We start from the raw sequence: 19,243 nt of genomic DNA, 5'->3' as shown, positions 1-19,243 counted from the left end.
CAACGCCCTGTAAGTTGCGGCTGGAAAAACCGGCCGGACGACTTGCAAGGATTTTTGATGTTTCTGACCAACAAGGACATGCTCGATCTCGTTGAGCTTCGCCATGATCTGCACCGTCATCCGGAAATCTCCGGCGAAGAAAAGGAAACAGCGCGGCGCATCCGCACTTTCCTGAAGCAGGCGCAGCCCGACCAGCTTCTTGCGGATCTCGGCGGCCATGGTGTTGCCGCGGTTTATGACAGCGGCAAAAGCGGTCCGGCGATCCTGATCCGTTCGGAGCTCGATGCTCTGCCCATTCACGAAAAGAGTGAGGCCGAATACCGCTCCGGCACTGATGGGAAGGGCCATCTTTGTGGCCATGACGGCCATTCCACCATTCTGACGGCGCTGGCGCTCGGCCTTTCCCGGCAGCGCCCGGAGACCGGCCGCGTGATCCTTCTGTACCAGCCGGCGGAAGAAACCGGTGCGGGCGCCGCCGCCGTGCTCGCCGACCCGCGCTTCGAACACATAAAGCCGGATTACTCCTTTTCACTCCACAACCTGCCGGGCCTGCCTTTCGCCCATGTCAGCGTCGTGGAGGGACCGGTCAACTGCGCGTCGCGTGGTGTCAAAATCCGCCTTTCCGGCAAGACCGCGCATGCTTCCTCGCCCGAACACGGCATTTCCCCCATGCGGGCCATCTCTCAGCTGATGCCGGCCTTGGCCGAACTCGGCTCCGGTTTCCCGCCTGAGCCTGATTTTTCGATGGTGACGATCACCCATGCCGTTATGGGTGAAGCCGCTTTCGGCATTTCCCCGGCCGATGCGGAAATCTGGGCGACGCTGCGGACACTGACCGATGACCGGATGGAAAAACTCTGCGAGGCTGCGGAGTCATTGGCGAGAAAGGTTGCAGCCGAGCAGAAGCTGGCACTCGACATCACCTATGACGATATTTTCCTGCATTGCGAAAATGCGCCCGACGCGGTCGAGCATATCCGGCAAGCGCTGGACGAGGAGAAAATCTCCCACGGTTCGGAAGGGCTGCCCATGCGGGCTTCCGAGGATTTCGGCCGCTTTCGCGCCGTTTCATCATCGGCCATGTTCTTTCTCGGCGCAGGCAGGGACTACCCCAACCTGCACAATCCCGATTACGATTTTCCGGACGCGCTGATCGGCAGCGGAGCACGCATCTTCATGCGTATCATCCGCAACCTCACCGACGTGAAATAAGCGGCCACCGGCGTCACGCCGGCCTGCCTCAGCCGCCGCCCTGCGGGCCGTTACTCGGACGAGCGGCGCGCACGGCAGCCAGGCCCTTGATCCCATCCTGATTTCCGATGGCTGTCAGGCTTTCGAAAATCTGTGCCGCTTCGCCGTAACGGCGCATGGCGAGGTAGGAATAACCACGCAGCACCATCAGGTCCGTGCGCTCATCCGCCAGCCGTGCCCGCTGGTCGAGCAGGAGAAGCGTTTCGGCATAACGCTTCGACTGGAAGGCAGAAACCGCGCGGTCAGCAAGGATCGAGACCTGCAGCTCCGTCGCGCGCGGGCGGTCCATGCTCGATTTCGTCGCCGAAACGGCGGCATGGTCCGTCAAGCCCATGCGCAGATAAGCAAGGCTCTGGCCATAGGCTGCGTCGCTTTTAACTGTCGACTGACCGCCTTCAATCGCGGCTTCGAAGGCTTTCAGCGCCTCCGCCGGCCGGTTCGTCTCCATCAGGCACCAGCCGAGATCGAGCGCCTGCTGCGGCGGCAGACGCTGCGGATCGGGATAGGCCGCGCATGAGCGTGGGCGCGATGCGGCGCTGGCTTCCCTTTGCACCTGCACCGGTCGGCGCGCCTGCTTGCGTGCGGGTTCCGGCTGCTGGACGACAGGCGGGGCATATACCACCGCCGTCTCGGCCTGCGGCACATAGGCCGATACGGGCGCCGTCGCCTGTGGGGCAGTGGATGGCGCGGTTATGGGGGCAACCGTCTGCCCGGACTGGTCCACCATGCGCGCCGTTCCCACATCGGCGATCCGCTGGGAGCGGCTTGCCCATTGCTGCTGGATGCCACGCAGACCGGCGAGATTGCGAAGATCGTGATAGCTGACGGCCATGCCGTAGGCAGACGGCTCATCATCGGGCTTCCAGCCAAGAGCCGTGCTGAACCATTGCAACGCAAGCGGGATCTGCCGGAAGGCGAGCGAGTACCAGCCAAATTGCTGCGCGGTGGCCGCATCCTTGCGCGCCACCGTTTCGACGGCAATGCGTTGCAACACATCCGGCGGTAGCACGACCGGCGGCTGCAGCGCAAGAAGATTGGCCGTTGCGGCAAGATACGTCGCAAGCGCATCGTCGGAAGCCGTGCGCCATTTATACATGACGTCCTCGGCCTCGCGCGGCTCGTTACGGTCGATCAGCGCCAGCGCCAACCCTTGAGAGGCGGACGCGCTGTCTTCCTCTTCCCGCGCCTTGCGGAACCACTTTTCCGCCTCTGTCATGTTCTTCTGGCGGATATTGTACCAGCCGAGCAACAGCGCGTCGCTCGCAAGCTTGTCGGTTTCGGCAAGCCGCTCAAGCCGCATCACATAGGCGGAGGGAACGGTAATGCCCTCTTTTTCGCCCTCTTTCACTTTTTCCCCGGCCTTGGCTACAAACTGGCGGGCGAGATCGTTCTTCACCGGTTCGAATTCCAGTTGGCCGTCTGCGCCAGGTTTTTCCTTGGCCAGCAGATCGTCCATCATTTCCGCCGGCAGAAGCGCGGATGCCTTCTGCACCGTGGCGAGCCTGTCGCTTGCGGTGGTGCAATTGTTGAGAATGTAGAGATAGGCGTCGCGTGCCCGTCCCATCCGGTCGGTATTGGCGAAGGCGTCGGCCACCCGCCACAGAACATCGACTTCGCTGCAGGTCAGCAGGCCGGGATTGTTGGCCGCCGTATCCACCACCGTCGCATATTGCTTGAGATCGGAGGCATTGACGAGCCGCTGGCGCGCTTCGGCCAAGGTGAGCATGCCCGTCAGATTGTCGGGTGGCTGCCAGCCGGGTTCCGCCTGCTGGCGGTCGGCAATCGCCTTTCTCACCTCGGCATAACGGCCGTCGGTATAGAGCTGCCACATGGCATCGAGCCGCGGATCGCCGTTTTCGGGAATGGCGAGAGGATCGGCCGGCGGCGTCCAGTTGGGATAAAGCGTGCGAAGACGCGCGATTTCAGCCTGAAGGCGCTGGGTATCGCCTCTCGCCGCAAAATAGCGTAGCGCGCTGAGATCGACTTCGGGCATGCTGCCCGATGTGGGCTGGGGCGTACGGGGGGCCGGTGCCTGCGCCGTCTGTGTTTGCGGTGCTTGCCCGCCGGCCTGCGTCACCGGCAAAGGATCGGTCGCCGGCACCGTTACCGGCGGTGTCGCGGGCTGAGTCACCTGCGCCATCTCGCGGTTTTTGACGAAAGCGTTGATCTGGGCCGGATTGGCTGCCGGTGAAATGCGCTGCACGGCCCGGTTATCACCGACCGCCGAGGTATGCACGTCCGAAACCCGCCCGAGAATGCTGTCGCGCCAGTGGAAGGCGGCGAGCGCAATCAGAAGCAGGATGAGAGCCGAGGTCGACAATGGCTTGTTCATCGGCATTCCCCGTTATTCCTTGCCAGAAACGACAATGCCAGAAGATGCAATGTGGAGGGATAATAAAGTGTTGGCTGAAAGTTTTTAAGTTCGGCGGGAATGGCCGCGCCCCCGCTGACGCAGCCGGCGAGCGCCGGAATGACACGATAGCCGGGATCGGACAGGACATCCTTGACCTCGCCACTCTTCAGGTCGAAGGTTCCGGCAGCGCCGCTTTCCAGCGTCATGCCGGTTTTCAGACGGGAAAGCAGATCCGGCGAGCCCATCTTCGCCATTGCAAGATAAAGCGGAATACGCACCGCATTATAACCGAATTCCGGCGGAAAACCCGACGCCGGCTGCGGCTTCGTCTTCACAGACACCCAATCGGCCGGCAGTTTTTTATCGCTGAAAGCGAAGGCGCCGATCTGCGCCACGCCGTCATCGGCAAGAGCTTTCCAGAGCGGCGATGGCGCGACGAGATTGAGGACCGGAAACGCCTCGAAAATCAGATAGGAAGGATTGACCACTGGCCCGTCCTCCCGGTCGCCCTCGTCAAAACCGCTGGCAGCCGGCAGAAGCAGCACCCGCCCGCCACGTTGTACCACCGTCTTCTTGAGAACGGCGGATGCGATGACCGCGGATGCTTCGGCATAATCCTGACGGTTCCATTGCCCGGCCGCCAGCGCCAGCGCATAGGCGATCAGAATATCGCCATCCGTGGCATTGTTGATATCAGTGACATGCGGCTTGGTGCGCGGATCCCATTTCCAGGCGGAAAGCCCGTCATCACGCACTAGGAGCTCGGTACGTGTGAAACTCCAGATCAATTCGAAGTCGGACAGGTTGTCTGCAAGCACGGCAAGCCACATGCCGTAGCCCTGCCCTTCGCTGTGGCTGATATTGCCGTTGCCGGTATCGATGATACGACCACCGGAATCCAGAAATGCACCCTTATAGGTCGACCACGCTTCCGGTGAGACCGAAGCGGCGCAGCTGACGGAAATACCTGCAAACACCGCCATCACGGACACGAGGAGAATGCCGGCCAGTTTCGAGATCCCGTTCTTCATCGATGCCGCCCCATCATGCGCAGCATCGTGAAAGTGGCGAGGCCGAGGAGAGACACGAAACCGATGAATGCCAGCGAATAGGAAAGCACATTGGATGACAGCCAGTTGGCGGCAACCAGCCTCCAGTTGGAAAGGGAAAACGCCCGCGTGACGTAAAAATACGGCCGCTCCACCTCCACCGTTTCGAGCTTTTCGGCAGCGGCATCGTAGGCGGCGACACGACCCGTGACACCGCGCCAGCGGTTTTCCCGCGTCATCGCCGCCATGCCGTCAAGAAGTTCAGCTGATGTCGGTGCTGTGGCAAGCGTCCACACCCCCTGGCCGGAGGGGCTGAGTCCCTGCGCCAGCATGAAGGAGACATTGCCGGGTGGCGCATAAGGCTGCTCGGCCGCCGGCAGGAAGCGCAGCGTATCCGAGCTCAGGTCGAAATTCCGCTTCATCCAGTCCTCGAGAGACGACACCTGCCCCTCCCAGACACCTCCATCCACCCGCTCCCGCCAGTCGTTAAAGAGGGTTTCGCTGCTCTGGGCGGGCGGCTGAACGCCGGTTCCCATTTTCCAGGATATCTGGCTGGAAGGAACGAGATTAAACTGGCCGATCAATGCCTGCGGGAATTGCGAAATCGTTCCAACGAACAGCGCGTCGCGGTCGCCGATCACCAGCGGCGATGCCACAGTCTCGATGTTGATGGGATGCCCCGCCACGCTTGCCAGCCGGCTGATCAACGTCGCTGCCGCAGACATGGTGTCAGTATCAAAACGATCGAGCGACAGTGCGACGGGAGTTCCACCGGTCCGATAGGGTTGTCCGGCGCCCGCCATCGCGGCGAGGTCCGGCTTGCGGCCGATCTGTGCATAGTCCGGAATATGAAGTTCAGACGTGTCGAACAATGCAAAACGCGGGGTCGTGCTGGCGGGCGCGCCCGGCGCACAGGCCTGATCCTGCGCCGTCATCAACACCGCCTCGATGGTTACCTTGTTGGGGCCCGGCTTGAAATGACGCATCGTCACATTGATCGGCAGATGCCGGAAAATGCCGCCGCCATTGTTGGAAATCGGTACGGTAGAGGCGATCTCGTCATTGACGTAGATATCGATATGGCTGCCCGGCAATACTTGCGACGAATAGGCGGCGTCGAGCAGAAGCGACGCCTCACCATAGGCCGAGGCATAAAAATCGGCGGGCATGCCCACGTAAAACTCATTGCGGAAACGCCGGCCGCCAAATTCGGTGCTTTCCAGGCCAAGTTCGGAAAGCGCGATACGGCGGTCCGACATCACAAGCGGCACATCGGGCGCATGCCAGCTGCGGGTCGAAAAGGTCGTTCTCTGAGCCCCGGGCGTACGCGATATCGAGGAAAACAGCGTCTCTATTGCCGCCTGAACCGCCTGCGGGCTGGGGCCGCTGACGAAAAGCGGCGAAAGACCGCCAGGTGCTGCGGCGCCAAAGCCGGCAAAGGCGCCCGCCGACGCCTCGGGCGGCAGCGTACCGACTATCCCGGCAATCTCACGGGCGGTTCCGACGAGGACCGTCAGCGTGCCTGCCTTGCGTTCTGTGGAAGGCGCGGCCACGAAACGGATCGCCTGGTTCGGCATCTGGGTTCTGAGCGCCAGCGCCTGTGAAAGACGCAGGAGAGAATCCGCAAACGCCGGATTGCCCAGTGCCGGCGCGACAATCTCGATCGACGTCATCGCCTTGCCGTCCGGCCCCGTTGCCTGAATATCGTCGATATTGGCAAAGCTTCCTGCGACATCGGCATTAAAGCCGATATAGGTGCTCGCAGGGTCGACATCGGTCCACAGATCATAGGTGGACTGGATCGTGCAATCGGTTCTGTGGCGTTGCTGCACGCCCAGTCTCACGACATTTGAACCAACCTGCAGGACGCCGGGCGGAATCTTCAAGGAGACATTGCCCTCGCTGTCGGGCGCTTCGATACGCGCCGGCTCCAGCGGGACATTGTTCAGGCTGACCTGAAAATTCGAGCTTTCCGGCGCGACCACGATGGCGTTCTGATAGCCGATATTGAGCGAAACGGCGGCATTCACCTGCTCCGGCGTCAGATAGATGCTCCATTGCCGGCGGTCGATCTCACCGGAAAGGCTGAGCTTTTCATAGGGCAGGATATATCGGCGGCGGCTGTCGGCGCTGAGCGGCGAGGCCTGCGCCGGAACCGGCCTTGCGCCTTCCTGACGCGGAGGAGCCGAAACCGGCGGCGGCAACGGAACGGCGGGGCGTTGTTGCTGCTGCGGCGCGGGCTGAACCGAAAAGGGCGGCGTGGCGGATGGCTGAGACGGCGTTGGGGCCGGCTTCTGGGCAGGAGGCTGCTGGCGCGGTACGGCAGGCGGAATGGCGGACGGCGGTACGGGTGTCGGAGCAGTTTGGGCGGGCCGTTCCGGCGACATGTCGAAGGGGGAGGACTGCGCCATCGCGCCCGTCGCAACGGCCCCCCATACCAGCACTGCCAGAGAATCCCGGATGGATTTACGGCCGGTCATTTTACGGCTCCGACAGGTTTGGCGTCTTTGGGAGCGGGCCGAAGCGTCCGGACCAGATAATAGAGGCCACGCTGCGTCTGGAAGAGCGAGATGGCCAGGAAGATCGCCGTGCCGCGGATAAGGCCGGGGTTCTTGCGGCGCACCCGCTGAAACTCGCTCCACTGTTCCGAATTGGCGAAAATCAGGTCCGCGATCAGGCGGTGATCGACGGCGCGCTGCGGCGAGAAGGTGCAACCGATCGAGACGAAACCCTCGCCCTTGACCGTCCGCACCACGTTGACAGGCATGGTTTCCGGCACACCCTCGCTATGCGGCTTGACCTTCACGATGGCCGTCGCCCCTTTTTCGATATTCGTCGCGCTATCGAAGAGATTGATCAGCAACCCGTGCACCGACACGTTATCGATAGAAGCCGGCACCCAGGCGTCGCTGCCCTCAAGCTTGACTTCGCAACGCCGTTTGACCGTGATGCGCCGCGACGCCGACTTATCGCCGCGTTCGGAAACGACACCGAGCGCGCAGCCTGCAAAGATGAGATTGAGCAGGTTCCAGCCGCCGACCACGAGCGTGACATCCGCCTTGTAGGGTTCGCTGTAGATGCGCCATACGGCAAAGGCCATCGCCACCACCAGCAGCGCGAAGATGACGAAGAACGGCCGGCTGATTTCCGAAAGCCGCGCCTCGGCAATGGATTCATCCTTCGCCGTCACCTTGAAGGTGGGCTTGCCGGGGTTGAAGATCACCGAAACCACGGCGGGCAGAAGGTGAACCGTCTGCACATATTCGTAAAGCTCAGAAATCCATGGCCAGCGGAAGCTGCCATAGAGATAGTTCTGCATCATCAGGTTCACGAGCATATAGGCCGCCGTATAGGCTAGGAACTCGCCGCCCGAGGCCACGAAAATCTGCAGGTCGAAGAACAGGTAGAAGAGCGGCGCGAACAGGAAGATCGTGCGCGGAAACGGAAACAACCAGAACAGCGTCGATGACATATAGCAGAGACGCTGCGTAAACGAGAGACCGCGCCGGAACAGCGGCTGGCGGAAGATCAGGATCTGCATCATGCCCTGCGCCCAGCGGCTGCGCTGGCCGATGAAGCTTGCGAAGGTGGCGGGTTGCAGGCCGGCGATCAGCGGCTTGTCGACATAGATGCTGTTCCAGCCGCGCGAATGCAGCGCGAGCGCCGTTTCGCAATCTTCCGTGATGCTGACGCCGCTGAAACCTTCCGTATCCTGCAGCGCCTCGCGCCGCAGCACGGCGGCGGAACCGCAGAAGAAAGCGCCGTTCCATTTGTCGAGACCGCGCTGGATGATGCCGTAGAACATCTCGTTTTCGCTCGGCATCGTCTCGAAGGTGCGCAGGTTGCGCTCGATTGGATCGGGATTGACGAAGAAATGCGGCGTCTGCACCAGGAAAAGCCGGGGGTCCTCTTCGAAATATCCCACCGTCTCCAGCAGGAAGTCGCGGGCGGGCGCGTGGTCGGCGTCGAACACGGTCACAAGCTCGCCGGTCGAATGGGCAAGACCGTTATTGAGATTTCCGGCCTTGGCATGGACGTTGCGTTCGCGCGTCAGATAACGCACGTCGAGCTCTTCGCAGAGCTTCTTCAGCTCTTCGTGGCGGCGCTGCGCCGCCTGCGCCTCGACAATATTGCTGGCGTTGCGCTTCTGCACCGAGCCGCCGTCGTCCAGCAGCCATACGGTGAAACGGTCAGCCGGATAGTCCATGTTCTTGGCCGCTGCCAGCGTATTGGCGAGAAGTTCGGCATCCTCGTTGTAGCTCGGCACGAAGACATCGACCGTCGGTCGGTAATCGGGCGAACCGGGCCGCGTCTTACGCGACGGCAGCGGCATCGACACGATGACAAGGCTGAGCCCCAGCATCACGACGCTGTACATCTCCGCCAGATAAAGCAGAAAACCGGGGATGAAGTTTTCGAGCTGGTTGACGGGCGGCAGCGTGCTCGTGGTACGCCAGTAGACATATCGCAGAACGATGGCGGTGCCGAAACCGAGCGCGACCAGACGCCAGGCACCCTGCCCGTTGAAGCTCTTGATCGTTGCCAGAAGGATGAGCGAAATCGCGGTCGCCACCAGATGCGTCTGCAGGCTGACCGGCATCGTGACGATGGCCAGAACGCAAAGCGACACAAGCAACCAGACAATGACTGTGATGGCCTTGTTCATCCAGAAACTTTCCGTTCTCGTCCCCATCCGGAATTTCGGCCCGGAAATTTTGCGATATGCGCCTCGGCGCTTCCTTCTCCGCTGGTTCCGGCGATCACCTGCATCCTGGTGACGCTCCCGAACCGGACAGACAAGCTGGCGAGGGAATGGACACCTGCGGCACCTGCGACGGTTGCCGGCTGCTTTCCACCGGCCCGCCATCCATCCGCCTGCCCGCCACCGAAGGTCGAACAGGCTGGACCGGCGAACCCGCCGATGTTGGCGATGGGATATTGACTGCAGCAACGGGTGGCAGCGGCTGTGGTTCCGGCTGCGCGGGTATGACGGCCGCCACGCGGCGGACTGGCCGGACGGGCACACTGGCGGTCACTTCGCCGCCCGGCCGCATCGGCACATCCTCCGCCTTCATGGGATAGACCGGGCTTCCGGGTCGCCCGAGGTTCTGATCGACGGCCCGCGGCGTGCCATAGGGGTTCCAGCTTGGCGAGGCATAGGTGCCGGTAATGGTGTAATTATACATGACCGCCAGCAGCCGCTCGACGCTTGCGCCCGATTGGCAAAGGCGCAGCCGCACCTTGATGCGTCCGAGATTGCGGAAATCCTGCCGCATGCTTTCCGGCGAGCGTATGTCCTGCCAGCCATAAAGGCAGGTATCGTCGCCGCGGCCGTGGCCGGCGGCATAGGAAAACGCACCATAACCGTTCTGCAGGTAATTTGCCGACATGGCTATGTTTTCGCCCGGAAACTCGGCGCGGATTTCCCGCGCGACGGAAGATGCCCTGAAACCGGAAAAAGCCAGGGCGTCGCCACCGGTGTCGCCGGCCTGTTGCGGACCGAAAAACTCAGCCTTGATATAGTTCTGCCCGGGGGTCGCGGCCTCGGAGCGCAAAATGACCTGCTGCGCCACGGCGTTGGAATAGGTTCGGTTGACCACGGTGACGATTTCGGGACCGCCGGGTGGGGGGAAAACCAGCGCCTCGGAAGGAGATGCCATCTGCGCGCCGCCGAACGACCGAACGCCCGCGGGAGTATTGCAGCCCGAAAGAACCGCAACGGAGAACAGCAATGAAGTATAGGCAGAAAATTTCACTGCCTTGCGCCCCTTTGTTTCCCCAACGCCGCCCAGGTTAAAAGGAGACCGAATCACTAATGACCAGACCATTGCTACGAAATACGTGAGGACTACGAATAAGCAATCTCAAATTTGCGTTGTAATTTCTGACACTTTATGAATCGCGAATCGCCGTTGCGGCCCTCATCTCCCACGAAAGAAGGGGAACTAATGACGCCGTCAGGGGTTGGCGTCCTGTCAGGCCGATAATTTTACGGTTGCAGCGCAATATGTCCCATGGTCTACTTGCGTCTATTATTACGTATTTTTATTGGTCAAATTTTTAATTCAACTGTAAAAACAGAGAGTTACCATATGACAGTGCAATTTCCGAGCATCGCGCAGACGCTTGCCGAAGAGATCGGAACATTACGCAAATGGCTGGATAAAGACGCCCTGCCCCTGTGGTGGGAGGCGGGTTCGGCCCGCCCGGATGGCGGCTTTTACGAGCGTCTCGGCCAGGATGCGAAGCCGGTTTTTTCCGATGACCGCCGCGCCCGCGTGCAGCCGCGTCAGGCCTATTGTTTTGCCGCCGCCGGCCAGCACGGATGGCAGGGGCCGTGGAAAGATGCGCTCCTGCACGGTCTCTCCTGGTTCGAGAAGGTTTATCGCCTTGAAAACGGCCTTTACGGCAACCTTGCCGACCAGACCGGCAGGCTGATCGACCCCTCCTTCGATCTTTACAATCAGGCCTTTGCGCTTTTCGCCGCCGCGCAGACGGCCGCCAGCCTTCCCGAGCGCAGGGACGAGATGCGCGGCCGGGCGCTCGATATCCTTGCCATCCTCGAGCGCGACTACAGACACCCCATTGCGGGCTTCGAGGAAGAAAACCCGCCGCGCGCACCGCTCTGTTCCAATCCGCATATGCACCTTTTCGAGGCGATGTTGGCCTGGGAGCTGCAGGACCCGCAAGGCCCGTGGTCGGCGCTGGCTGACGAGATTGCCGGTCTGGCGCTAACCCGCTTCATTGATAGCGGCAATGGCGGGCTGCGCGAGTTCTTCGCCCATGACTGGACACCCCACGACAGCGACAAGGGCCGGATCATGGAGCCGGGCCACCAGTTCGAATGGGCATGGCTTCTGGTGCGCTGGGGCAGCCTGCGCGGAAACGATGAAGCGATCGACAAGGCAAAACGCCTGTTCCAGATCGGGGAAGAGCACGGCATCTGCCCGCGCCGCAAGGTGGCGGTGATGAGCCTCTACGACGATTTTTCGGTGCATGACGGGCTGGCGCGGTTATGGCCGCAGACGGAATGGCTGAAGGCTTCGGTGCGGCTGGCGAGCGTCACGAACGGCGAGGAACGGCAGCGTTACCTTGCCTCCGGTCTCAGCGCCATCGGCGCGCTGCAGCCTTTCCTCGACACGCCGGTCAAGGGTCTCTGGTTCGACAAATGGCCGGCCGACAGGCCGATGCTCGACGAGCCGGCGCCGGCAAGCACCTTTTATCACATCGTCTGCGCCATCTATGAGGCCGAGGCCGTGCTGGCGACGGCTAACTAGCATCGGACCACCGGACGAGCGGCATCGCCGCTCGCCGGTTTTCGGCGTCGATCAGGCCTTGGCCGGGCGCACGACGCGCCAGTCCGGTCTGCCGAGATTGTGCGGCCAGGAATGAACATCCTTGTCGTTGAAATAGACGACCTCTTCCAGCTTTGGAAAATCCGCCTGTTTCAGCGTCACGTCGTTCATCCACGGACGAACATAGGAATCGCCGCCTTCATAACCCAGTTCGGCAACCCAGACCGGCTTGTTGAAGGTTTCGACAAGTCCATAGCCCTTGCGCAGCAGATCGGTGAAGGTCTTCGGTCCACCATATTCGATCTTGTCGTACTCCTCGAGACCGAAGACCGAGAGGCCGACCAGATCGGCGTAACTATCACCGGGGTAGTAGGCCTGCAGACCCTCCAGACCTTTCGGTGACCACATCACCTTGACGCTGGGAACCGCCTTGCGGGTCATGTCCACCATGCGTTTATACGCCGTGATGTAATCACGCGGGTTCCAGCCCGACCACGAGAAGCGGCCGGACGTGTCTTCCATTTCCTGTCCCCAGCGCAGGATCAGCGGGCTTTTCATCGCCGACATGCGCGCGGCGATTGCCTGCATGTTCTGGTCATAGTCGCCTCTCATCACCTTGCGGCGCAACTCGTCGGAGGTGAGCCGCCAGTTAACGTCCCAGGACCAGGGTTCGACCGTGATCAACACGTTGCGCTTGCGCTCCAGAGCGTAGGCATCCGCAAGTGCGAGACTGTCGAGATCCACGTCTTCCCAGGGCAGGAACAGATGTTCCGACGCCACCCCGGTCTGGGCCGTGAAATCGCCGTGCGGATCGTAGGCACCGAAACGGATACCGTCCGCATGCAATGTCGGTCTTTTGTCGGCAAGTGTCTTCATGCCCGTCGACGTCATGGGGGCGACACCCTGTGCGTCGAGCTTGAGCACCGGATACATACCGGCGGTAAAGGCTGCGGCGGCACCACCTGCGAACAGAAGTTTTCTTCTTGTTATCTGCATGACACCTTACTCCCTACCTTGTTGCCGTCATCGCCTTGTCGTAAGCGGCGATCTGCGGCGTGACATCGTCCTTGCGGACGAGTTTGAGGAACTCATCGCCAGGGCGCGGTGGGTTGTGCCGGAACACGTACCATGGCCCGCCCTGCTTGCGCTGGTAGAGCACCTTGCCAATGCGGCCATGGTCGAAGCAGGTATCGGCCTTGCCGTTTCCTGCCGCGCTTTTCCAGGTGGCGCGCATGCACAGGGTGCCATTGGCATCGACGGTCCAGCGGCCTTCACCGATGGACTTCTTGCCCTTTTCTTCCGTTGCGGCGACGAATTTGCGGCCATCGGCAATGAAGCGTCCGCCGCCCGTTTCCCATTTCCAGGTCTTGTCGAAGTACATGTCCACGACTTCGCTGGTTCTGAGCGGTTTCGGCGTCTTCGTGCCGCCTGCAGCGTGGACGGCGCTTGGCACGACCACCGCAAGACAGAGTACGAAAGCGGAGAATCCGCATTTGCTTATTGTTGTTTTCATCACAGCCTCCTCCTTCATTGTCCGACCCTATTGTCGGCCAGCATGATCTCTCCGGTTGTCACCGCCGGCGGCGGCACCACCATGGGTTCCGCCTGCATTTCCTGCGGTCCACGCAGTCCCGGCACGGCGATGCGCAGTTTCAGACGTACCGATCTGGCACCCTCCACGCCCGCGCCGGCGACCGTGAACCGCGTTTCGGTAAAACTGACATAGGGTTGCCCGTGCGACAGGGCCTCCAGCCCACCGATCGCATGGGAGCTGAGTTCTGCGGCACTCCCCGCCACCAGCAGCAGGGAACAGGCAGCAGCGGTCGCTCCCCCACGCAATGCCGGCAGCCTTGGCACGCCGTTTTCCATCGCATGGCGGATGAGCAGAAACACCGAAAGGCCCGCATAGATCGCCACATTGAGGGCGGCGAAGACGAAGAAGCCCTCCGCCCCGTTTTCACGCGGCGCCAGAACCATGGCCAGAAGGCTGAGCGCTGCCAGAAGAATGTAAGGCGCGACTACCCTCAGCGGCAGCGGCGGTTTTGCCTGCGTGCCCTTCGGCGTGATGCGGAAATCGACGAAATCGCCACGGATCGTGTCGCGTATTGCCGCCAACACACCCATCAGCGACCAGGGCCAGCGCAGGAACAGAAACACTATAGCTTCCCAGCTGAAGAGCTTCGCATCATGCGGACGGAATGCGCCCGTGGCACGCCAGAAGAACGCAAAGACGATCATGATCAGCGAAACCGGCAGGAAATGCGCCAGGAACGCCGGATATGACGCATTGACCAGCACATCTCCGCGCATCAGCGCAACGGCGGGAAGCACGAACATCAGCGCCATGAAGCCGGAAAACAGGGGATACCAGAGCTGCGAAAACAGGAACTGGAACTTCAGCCGCGGCGACAGCTTCGGCACATAGTGCCGCGAATATTGCAGCAGAATGGTCATAAGGCTACGCGACCACTGAAACTCCTGCACGATGAGATCGGCAAACGTCACCGGTCCGTCGCCATGGGCGATGGCGTTGACGGCGTGAACACCGCGCCAACCGCCGGCGTTCATCAGAAGCGTGGTGGAATGATCCTCGGCAAGCTCCGGCCCCAGGCCGCCCACTTCACGCAGGGCCTTCGTGCGCACGGCGTAGTGCGAGCCGATGCAGAGCGGCGCCCAACCATTATTGTAACCCAGCTGCAGCGCGCCATGCAGGCTCGCCTCGGCGTATAGCCTGCCGCGCGCCGCCCAGCTTTCACCGGCATTGGCGTCGCAAATGCTCGGGGCCGAAACATATCCAATCTTCGGATCGGCAAAGGGACGGATGATCTCGCTCAGATAATCCGGTTCCGGCACATGGTCCGCATCGAACTGCGCGACGAAATCATAACGCCCATACCCGTAATGGTCGTAGAAATAGGCGAGATTGCCCTCCTTGCAGCGCGTGCGCCGAGGCCAGCTCTTGCGATGATACTCGGCGACACCCTGTCGGGTGGAAACGAAAACGCCGTGCGCGCCACACCATTTCAGCGTTTCCGCATCCGGGGCCTCATCCGCAAGCCAGACGTCGAACTCCAGGCCCCTCTGCTCCAGCATCGCGAGCAGCGTCTTCTGCACCACGGCGAAAGGTTCCGACGGCGCCTTGGTGACGACCATCGCCACCCTGCCCCGCGGCAGAGGGGAGCGCCGGTCGACGACCCTTGCATTGAGAAAGATGAAGATGAAATAGGACGGCAGAAGCGTGATCCACGCGAGCGTGATCGTGACGACGGTATAATAGGGCCAGTCGATGACGCGATCACGATCAAGCCACCAGATCCAGAAATAGGCGAGCGTCACCATCCATCCGCCGATACCGAGAAGATAGGCCATGCGGTTCCAGCCGGCAAAGACCGGCAGCATCCGCAGATCGCTGGTGACTGCGACGGCGCGGGCCGAGGGAACGGAAGGGGTTGAACGCGCTTTCATGACCGCACCTCCAGTCCGAAACCGGGACCGGCCGTCCGGATGATGGTATCGATATCCGAACGCTTCGGGATAAAGCCGAGCATCTCTTCCGCACGCTTTATATCCGCAAACAGGGCTGGCGGATCGCCGGCACGCCTCGCACCGAAATGAACCGGCACTTCCTGCCCCGTCACGCGGTGGATCGCCCGGATGATGTCACCGACGGATGTGCCGTGACCGGAGCCGAGATTGACGCGCAGCGTCTCGCCACCCTCGGCAAGATAGTTGACGGCGGCGACATGGGCATCGGCCAGGTCGCTGACATGGATATAATCGCGAATGCAGGTGCCGTCGCTGGTATCGTAATCCGCCCCAAAGACATCCAGTTGCGGCAGCCGTGCGGCAGCCGCCATCAGCGCCCGCGGGATCAGATGGGTTTCAGGCTCATGCCGTTCGTAAAGCTCACCGTCCGGATCGGCGCCGGCGGCATTGAAGTAACGCAGGGCAACGAACCGCAGACCATAGGCCGCAGCATAATCATCAAGCGCCATTTCGAATATCAGCTTGGTGCGCCCGTAAGGGTTGACCGGCATTTGTGCCGTTTCCTCGCGGATCGGCAATTGCGGCGGAACGCCATAGGTGGCGCAGCTGGAGGAAAACACCAGCCCGCCGATATTCTGGTCGAGACAGGCATCCAGGAGCGCCAGGCTGCCGCCGACATTGTTGCGGTAATATTTGCGCGGATCTTCGACGGATTCGCCGACATAGGCATTGGCGGCGCAATGAATGACGAAGGCCGGCGAGAATTCCCTGAGCGTGGCCTTTAGGAGACCACGATCCAGAATGTCCCCCTCGATGAAGGGACCCCAGCGGACAGAATCCGCGTGACCCGTCGAGAGATTGTCGTAAGCGATGGGCTTGAAGCCGGATTGGGCCAGCGCCTTGCAGATGTGGCTGCCTATGAATCCGGCCCCGCCCGTGACGAGGATTGTGCGGGGCATCTCATACGGCCTCCGCTACAGTCTTGCCTGCCAGCAGTGCATCGAAATAGACGATGGTTTTTTCCAGGCCGATTTCGAGGGGCACGCGCGGCTGCCATCTCAACAGTTCCTTTGCCCGCGAAATATCGGGGCGACGCTGCTGCGGATCATCGATCGCGGCGGGCAGATGCACGATGCGCGACCGGGAACCCGTCATGCGGATGACGATATCGGCGAGCTGCCGCACCGGGATTTCCGTCGGGTTGCCGAGATTGATCGGCCCGGTGCAATCCTTCGGCTTGGCCGAGAAGCGCAGGAAACCGTCGATCAGGTCATCGACATAGCAGAAGGAACGGGTCTGGCTGCCATCGCCGTAAATGGTGATGTCAGCGCCCTTCAACGCCTGGACGATGAAGTTCGAAACCACACGTCCGTCATCCGGGCGCATGCGCGGCCCATAGGTGTTGAAGATGCGTCCCACCTTGATATCAACACCGAAGCTACGGTGATAATCGAAAAACAGCGTTTCGGCGCTGCGTTTCCCTTCATCGTAACAAGCTCGCGGCCCGATTGTATTTACATTGCCGAAATAGGTTTCCGGCTGCGGATTGACGTGTGGGTCGCCGTAGACTTCCGAGGTCGACGACTGCACTACGGTTGCACCGCATCTGCGCGCCACCTCGAGCACGTTGACCGCACCAAGCACATTGGTGAGCAGCGTGCCGACGGGATCGCGCTGATAATCGGGCGGTGATGCCGGTGAGGCGAAGTTGAAGATCAGCGAGACATCGATGTCATAGGGTTTGCGCACATCGTGCTCGACCAGCAAAAACCGCTTATTGTCCCGCAAATGCGCCACATTCGCAGTGCGCCCGGTCGAGAGATCGTCGAGACAGATCACCTCGTGACCGCAACTCAGCAGGCGTTCGCAAAGATGGGAACCGAGAAAACCGGCGCCGCCATTGACGAGAACACGTTGGCCAGGCCTCCACTCGGAGTAGATGGTGACGCCGTTGTCATGTTCGTTGGGAACGAAATTACGCATTACACACTCCTCCCCATGAGGAATCAGCGCAGCTGATTCAACTAAACTGGATCAAACTCCCGATTGCACGAAATCTTGAATATCATCCTCCGGTTTTTACTTCTTCTGGAGGTTTTAATATTTCGATTCGATAAATTTCAACTTTCATGATAGGCGCGGAAGAAAACAGGTCAACTTAATTTCATCAAAATATTACAATTGATTACCCAAAATTACTCAAAATAGTCTCTTCATTTAATACTTTTTAACTATGCCTCCATTATGCCTTTCTTATTGAGCATTAGCGCAAGCTTCGCTCAACCAGTCGGGGCTATCCTGGTTTTGTAAGGCTCGGTCCACCGGGAACAAAACCGCCCGGCGAGATGCGACAGACAGTCGATTTCAGGGGACACACATGATGAATGAAATGCCTTATTCCCATGGCGGCAAAGCAGCCCGCCATTGTCGCTTCGCGCTTGTTGCCGCAGCACTTGTAGCTTTCACTTTCGCGACGGCTTCATGCTCCGTGGTAGAAGACGCCGTTCTCATCAAGACCGCGTCGGCCAATACCGCCACGACCAAGAGCCGGGTTGCTCCGGCGAAGGCGTCCTACGGTTATCAAAAAACCGGCAACGCGGCCGTTACGCTTGTTGCCGATGCCTCGGGCACACCCGCGGCATCGCGGCAGTCCTACTCGGGTTCTTCTCCCTATATCTGCTCGCCGAGCGGATTCGGGCAGAAATCCCGCTGCTTCCTGAGGCCCTGAGCCTCCTGGAGAGATACCGGAGGGAACTGGCGTCCGGACGGCCCTAGCCGCCCCGACGCTCAGTTCTTCCAGCCGCCGGAGAAGGTCGTGTCTTCGTCTTTGTTGAAGAAGCGCGACGCCGCCTCTGTGCGGTTGCGCACGTTCATTTTCTTATAGATATTGCGAACGTGAACCTTGACGGTGTTCTCGGACAGATGCAGCCGATCAGCGATGATCTTGTTTTGCGTTCCCTTGCAAAGCAGGTCGAGGATTTGCACCTCGCGCGTCGTCAGCGCGGCCACGTCACCCCTGCTCGCAGCAAGGGCATCGGCACGATTGGCGATCACGGCATTGCTTTGAACGCTCTTGCCGTTGATGGAAGGCGAATAGGGCGTGAGCTTGCCCAGAAGAGCTGCGGGAAAATGTTCCCCGCCCTTCATAAGCAGATCGACGGCCGCCATAAAGACATCGAGCCTGAGATTGAGCGGCAGCACGCCATCAATGACGCGCATTCCCACCAGCCTTTTCAGCGGCTCTTCGAATTTGTCGATGGTTTCGACGACGAGCGCGATCGGCGCGTCGGGGTGCTTTTCCCGAACCTCCGAAAGAACGGCATGAAGGCGCTCACCGGACATCCGGTAAGGCAAAACCAACCGCACATTGTTACCGTAATCGTCCTCGACCCCCCCTGACGAGGTTATGCTCACCACCGCGAATGTAGGGAACTTTTTGCCCAGCGCCTCCATGAGGCACTCGGAAAACAGGTCCGGATCCGCGATGACCAATAAAGTTCCATTTATAGGAGCAACGGCGTTTTTTTGTTTTGCCGCATAATCTGAAGTTCCCATGAACATTGACGCCTCCCTAAAGCGCTTACGCATTACGTTCTTTTGGTTGTGCAGTCTGTTGTCCGTCGGGTATCTTTCCCCTGGATCTTTAGGGGCCTCTCCCCGCCTCAGGCCATGTCAACTATTATTAATAACCCGTTAATTAACACACGCTAATACGAAAAGCTGTGTAAATAAATGGCCCAAACGGGTTATTTTTTACAATTGACATACAAAATAGGTTACGCCGAGATAGAATCATTCATCCGGTAACC

14 protein-coding genes are annotated in these 19,243 nt (G+C 60.5%); 3 read left to right on the top strand and 11 right to left on the bottom strand.

Annotated features, from left to right (window positions below):
• Positions 1 to 57: 57 nt before the first annotated feature.
• Positions 58 to 1,212: an amidohydrolase gene (locus DA915_RS22540; protein ID WP_107677371.1), complete on the top strand. Its 1,155-nt coding sequence runs from the start codon at positions 58 to 60 to the stop codon at positions 1,210 to 1,212.
• Between the two features lie 28 nt (positions 1,213 to 1,240).
• Here the strand turns inward: DA915_RS22540 and DA915_RS22535 are convergent, their stop codons facing one another.
• The 5 genes from DA915_RS22535 to bcsN form a co-directional block, all read right to left on the bottom strand.
• Complete coding sequence (locus DA915_RS22535) at positions 1,241 to 3,589, bottom strand: cellulose synthase (protein ID WP_192886636.1); 2,349 nt, start codon at positions 3,587 to 3,589, stop codon at positions 1,241 to 1,243.
• Positions 3,580 to 4,635, bottom strand: a complete 1,056-nt coding sequence (locus DA915_RS22530) for a glycosyl hydrolase family 8 (protein ID WP_107677370.1) — start codon at positions 4,633 to 4,635, stop codon at positions 3,580 to 3,582. Before DA915_RS22530 ends, DA915_RS22535 begins: the two co-directional genes overlap by 10 nt.
• The gene (locus tag DA915_RS22525) at positions 4,632 to 7,133 is read right to left on the bottom strand and encodes a cellulose biosynthesis cyclic di-GMP-binding regulatory protein BcsB (protein WP_107677369.1); all 2,502 of its coding nucleotides are present in this window, start codon (positions 7,131 to 7,133) and stop codon (positions 4,632 to 4,634) included. Before DA915_RS22525 ends, DA915_RS22530 begins: the two co-directional genes overlap by 4 nt.
• Entirely contained in the window at positions 7,130 to 9,319 is a 2,190-nt protein-coding gene (gene bcsA, locus DA915_RS22520) for a UDP-forming cellulose synthase catalytic subunit (protein ID WP_003506371.1), read from the bottom strand. Before bcsA ends, DA915_RS22525 begins: the two co-directional genes overlap by 4 nt.
• Before the next feature lie 94 nt (positions 9,320 to 9,413).
• The gene (gene bcsN / locus DA915_RS22515) at positions 9,414 to 10,313 is read right to left on the bottom strand and encodes a cellulose biosynthesis protein BcsN (RefSeq protein ID WP_080865089.1); all 900 of its coding nucleotides are present in this window, start codon (positions 10,311 to 10,313) and stop codon (positions 9,414 to 9,416) included.
• A 432-nt stretch (positions 10,314 to 10,745) separates the two neighbouring features.
• Between bcsN and DA915_RS22510 the strand changes: the two genes are divergently transcribed.
• Complete coding sequence (locus tag DA915_RS22510) at positions 10,746 to 11,930, top strand: AGE family epimerase/isomerase (protein ID WP_107677368.1); 1,185 nt, start codon at positions 10,746 to 10,748, stop codon at positions 11,928 to 11,930.
• A gap of 51 nt (positions 11,931 to 11,981) precedes the next feature.
• On the opposite strand, the gene DA915_RS22505 is transcribed toward DA915_RS22510, so the two are convergent.
• From DA915_RS22505 to DA915_RS22485, 5 genes are read right to left on the bottom strand one after another with little or no spacing between them, the layout of a single operon-like run.
• Complete coding sequence (locus DA915_RS22505; RefSeq protein ID WP_060724773.1) at positions 11,982 to 12,944, bottom strand: glycoside hydrolase family 26 protein; 963 nt, start codon at positions 12,942 to 12,944, stop codon at positions 11,982 to 11,984.
• A gap of 13 nt (positions 12,945 to 12,957) precedes the next feature.
• Positions 12,958 to 13,461 (bottom strand): DUF995 domain-containing protein, encoded by a 504-nt coding sequence (locus DA915_RS22500; protein WP_003506364.1) that lies wholly within the window; start codon positions 13,459 to 13,461, stop codon positions 12,958 to 12,960.
• 14 nt (positions 13,462 to 13,475) lie between these two features.
• A complete protein-coding gene (locus DA915_RS22495) occupies positions 13,476 to 15,413 on the bottom strand; it encodes a glycosyltransferase family 2 protein (protein ID WP_107677367.1) in 1,938 nt (645 codons plus the stop codon).
• The gene (galE, locus tag DA915_RS22490) at positions 15,410 to 16,393 is read right to left on the bottom strand and encodes a UDP-glucose 4-epimerase GalE (RefSeq protein ID WP_003506360.1); all 984 of its coding nucleotides are present in this window, start codon (positions 16,391 to 16,393) and stop codon (positions 15,410 to 15,412) included. Before galE ends, DA915_RS22495 begins: the two co-directional genes overlap by 4 nt.
• Position 16,394: 1 nt before the next feature.
• Positions 16,395 to 17,417 (bottom strand): UDP-glucuronic acid decarboxylase family protein, encoded by a 1,023-nt coding sequence (locus DA915_RS22485; protein ID WP_003506358.1) that lies wholly within the window; start codon positions 17,415 to 17,417, stop codon positions 16,395 to 16,397.
• A 394-nt stretch (positions 17,418 to 17,811) separates the two neighbouring features.
• On the opposite strand from DA915_RS22485, the gene DA915_RS22480 reads away from it, so the two are divergent.
• Positions 17,812 to 18,162: a hypothetical protein gene (locus DA915_RS22480; protein ID WP_107677366.1), complete on the top strand. Its 351-nt coding sequence runs from the start codon at positions 17,812 to 17,814 to the stop codon at positions 18,160 to 18,162.
• Between the two features lie 59 nt (positions 18,163 to 18,221).
• On the opposite strand, the gene DA915_RS22475 is transcribed toward DA915_RS22480, so the two are convergent.
• The gene (locus DA915_RS22475) at positions 18,222 to 18,995 is read right to left on the bottom strand and encodes a helix-turn-helix transcriptional regulator (RefSeq protein ID WP_107677365.1); all 774 of its coding nucleotides are present in this window, start codon (positions 18,993 to 18,995) and stop codon (positions 18,222 to 18,224) included.
• Positions 18,996 to 19,243: the final 248 nt, after the last annotated feature.

Source organism: Agrobacterium sp. LAD9 (assembly GCF_003031125.1).
Classification (GTDB): domain Bacteria; phylum Pseudomonadota; class Alphaproteobacteria; order Rhizobiales; family Rhizobiaceae; genus Agrobacterium; species Agrobacterium radiobacter.
Note: the sequence above shows the minus strand (reverse complement) of the source record. Positions and strands in the feature narration are given on the sequence as shown.

Coding starts and splice junctions, on each gene's coding strand:
- DA915_RS22480 (WP_107677366.1), top strand. CDS start 17,812: ATGATGAATGAAATGCCTTATTCCCATGGCGGCAAAGCAGCCCGCCAT.
- bcsA (WP_003506371.1), bottom strand. CDS start 9,319: ATGAACAAGGCCATCACAGTCATTGTCTGGTTGCTTGTGTCGCTTTGC.
- DA915_RS22535 (WP_192886636.1), bottom strand. CDS start 3,589: ATGCCGATGAACAAGCCATTGTCGACCTCGGCTCTCATCCTGCTTCTG.
- DA915_RS22485 (WP_003506358.1), bottom strand. CDS start 17,417: ATGCGTAATTTCGTTCCCAACGAACATGACAACGGCGTCACCATCTAC.
- DA915_RS22495 (WP_107677367.1), bottom strand. CDS start 15,413: ATGAAAGCGCGTTCAACCCCTTCCGTTCCCTCGGCCCGCGCCGTCGCA.
- DA915_RS22510 (WP_107677368.1), top strand. CDS start 10,746: ATGACAGTGCAATTTCCGAGCATCGCGCAGACGCTTGCCGAAGAGATC.
- DA915_RS22475 (WP_107677365.1), bottom strand. CDS start 18,995: ATGTTCATGGGAACTTCAGATTATGCGGCAAAACAAAAAAACGCCGTT.
- galE (WP_003506360.1), bottom strand. CDS start 16,393: ATGCCCCGCACAATCCTCGTCACGGGCGGGGCCGGATTCATAGGCAGC.
- DA915_RS22525 (WP_107677369.1), bottom strand. CDS start 7,133: ATGACCGGCCGTAAATCCATCCGGGATTCTCTGGCAGTGCTGGTATGG.
- DA915_RS22505 (WP_060724773.1), bottom strand. CDS start 12,944: ATGCAGATAACAAGAAGAAAACTTCTGTTCGCAGGTGGTGCCGCCGCA.
- bcsN (WP_080865089.1), bottom strand. CDS start 10,313: ATGGCATCTCCTTCCGAGGCGCTGGTTTTCCCCCCACCCGGCGGTCCC.
- DA915_RS22540 (WP_107677371.1), top strand. CDS start 58: ATGTTTCTGACCAACAAGGACATGCTCGATCTCGTTGAGCTTCGCCAT.
- DA915_RS22500 (WP_003506364.1), bottom strand. CDS start 13,461: ATGAAAACAACAATAAGCAAATGCGGATTCTCCGCTTTCGTACTCTGT.
- DA915_RS22530 (WP_107677370.1), bottom strand. CDS start 4,635: ATGAAGAACGGGATCTCGAAACTGGCCGGCATTCTCCTCGTGTCCGTG.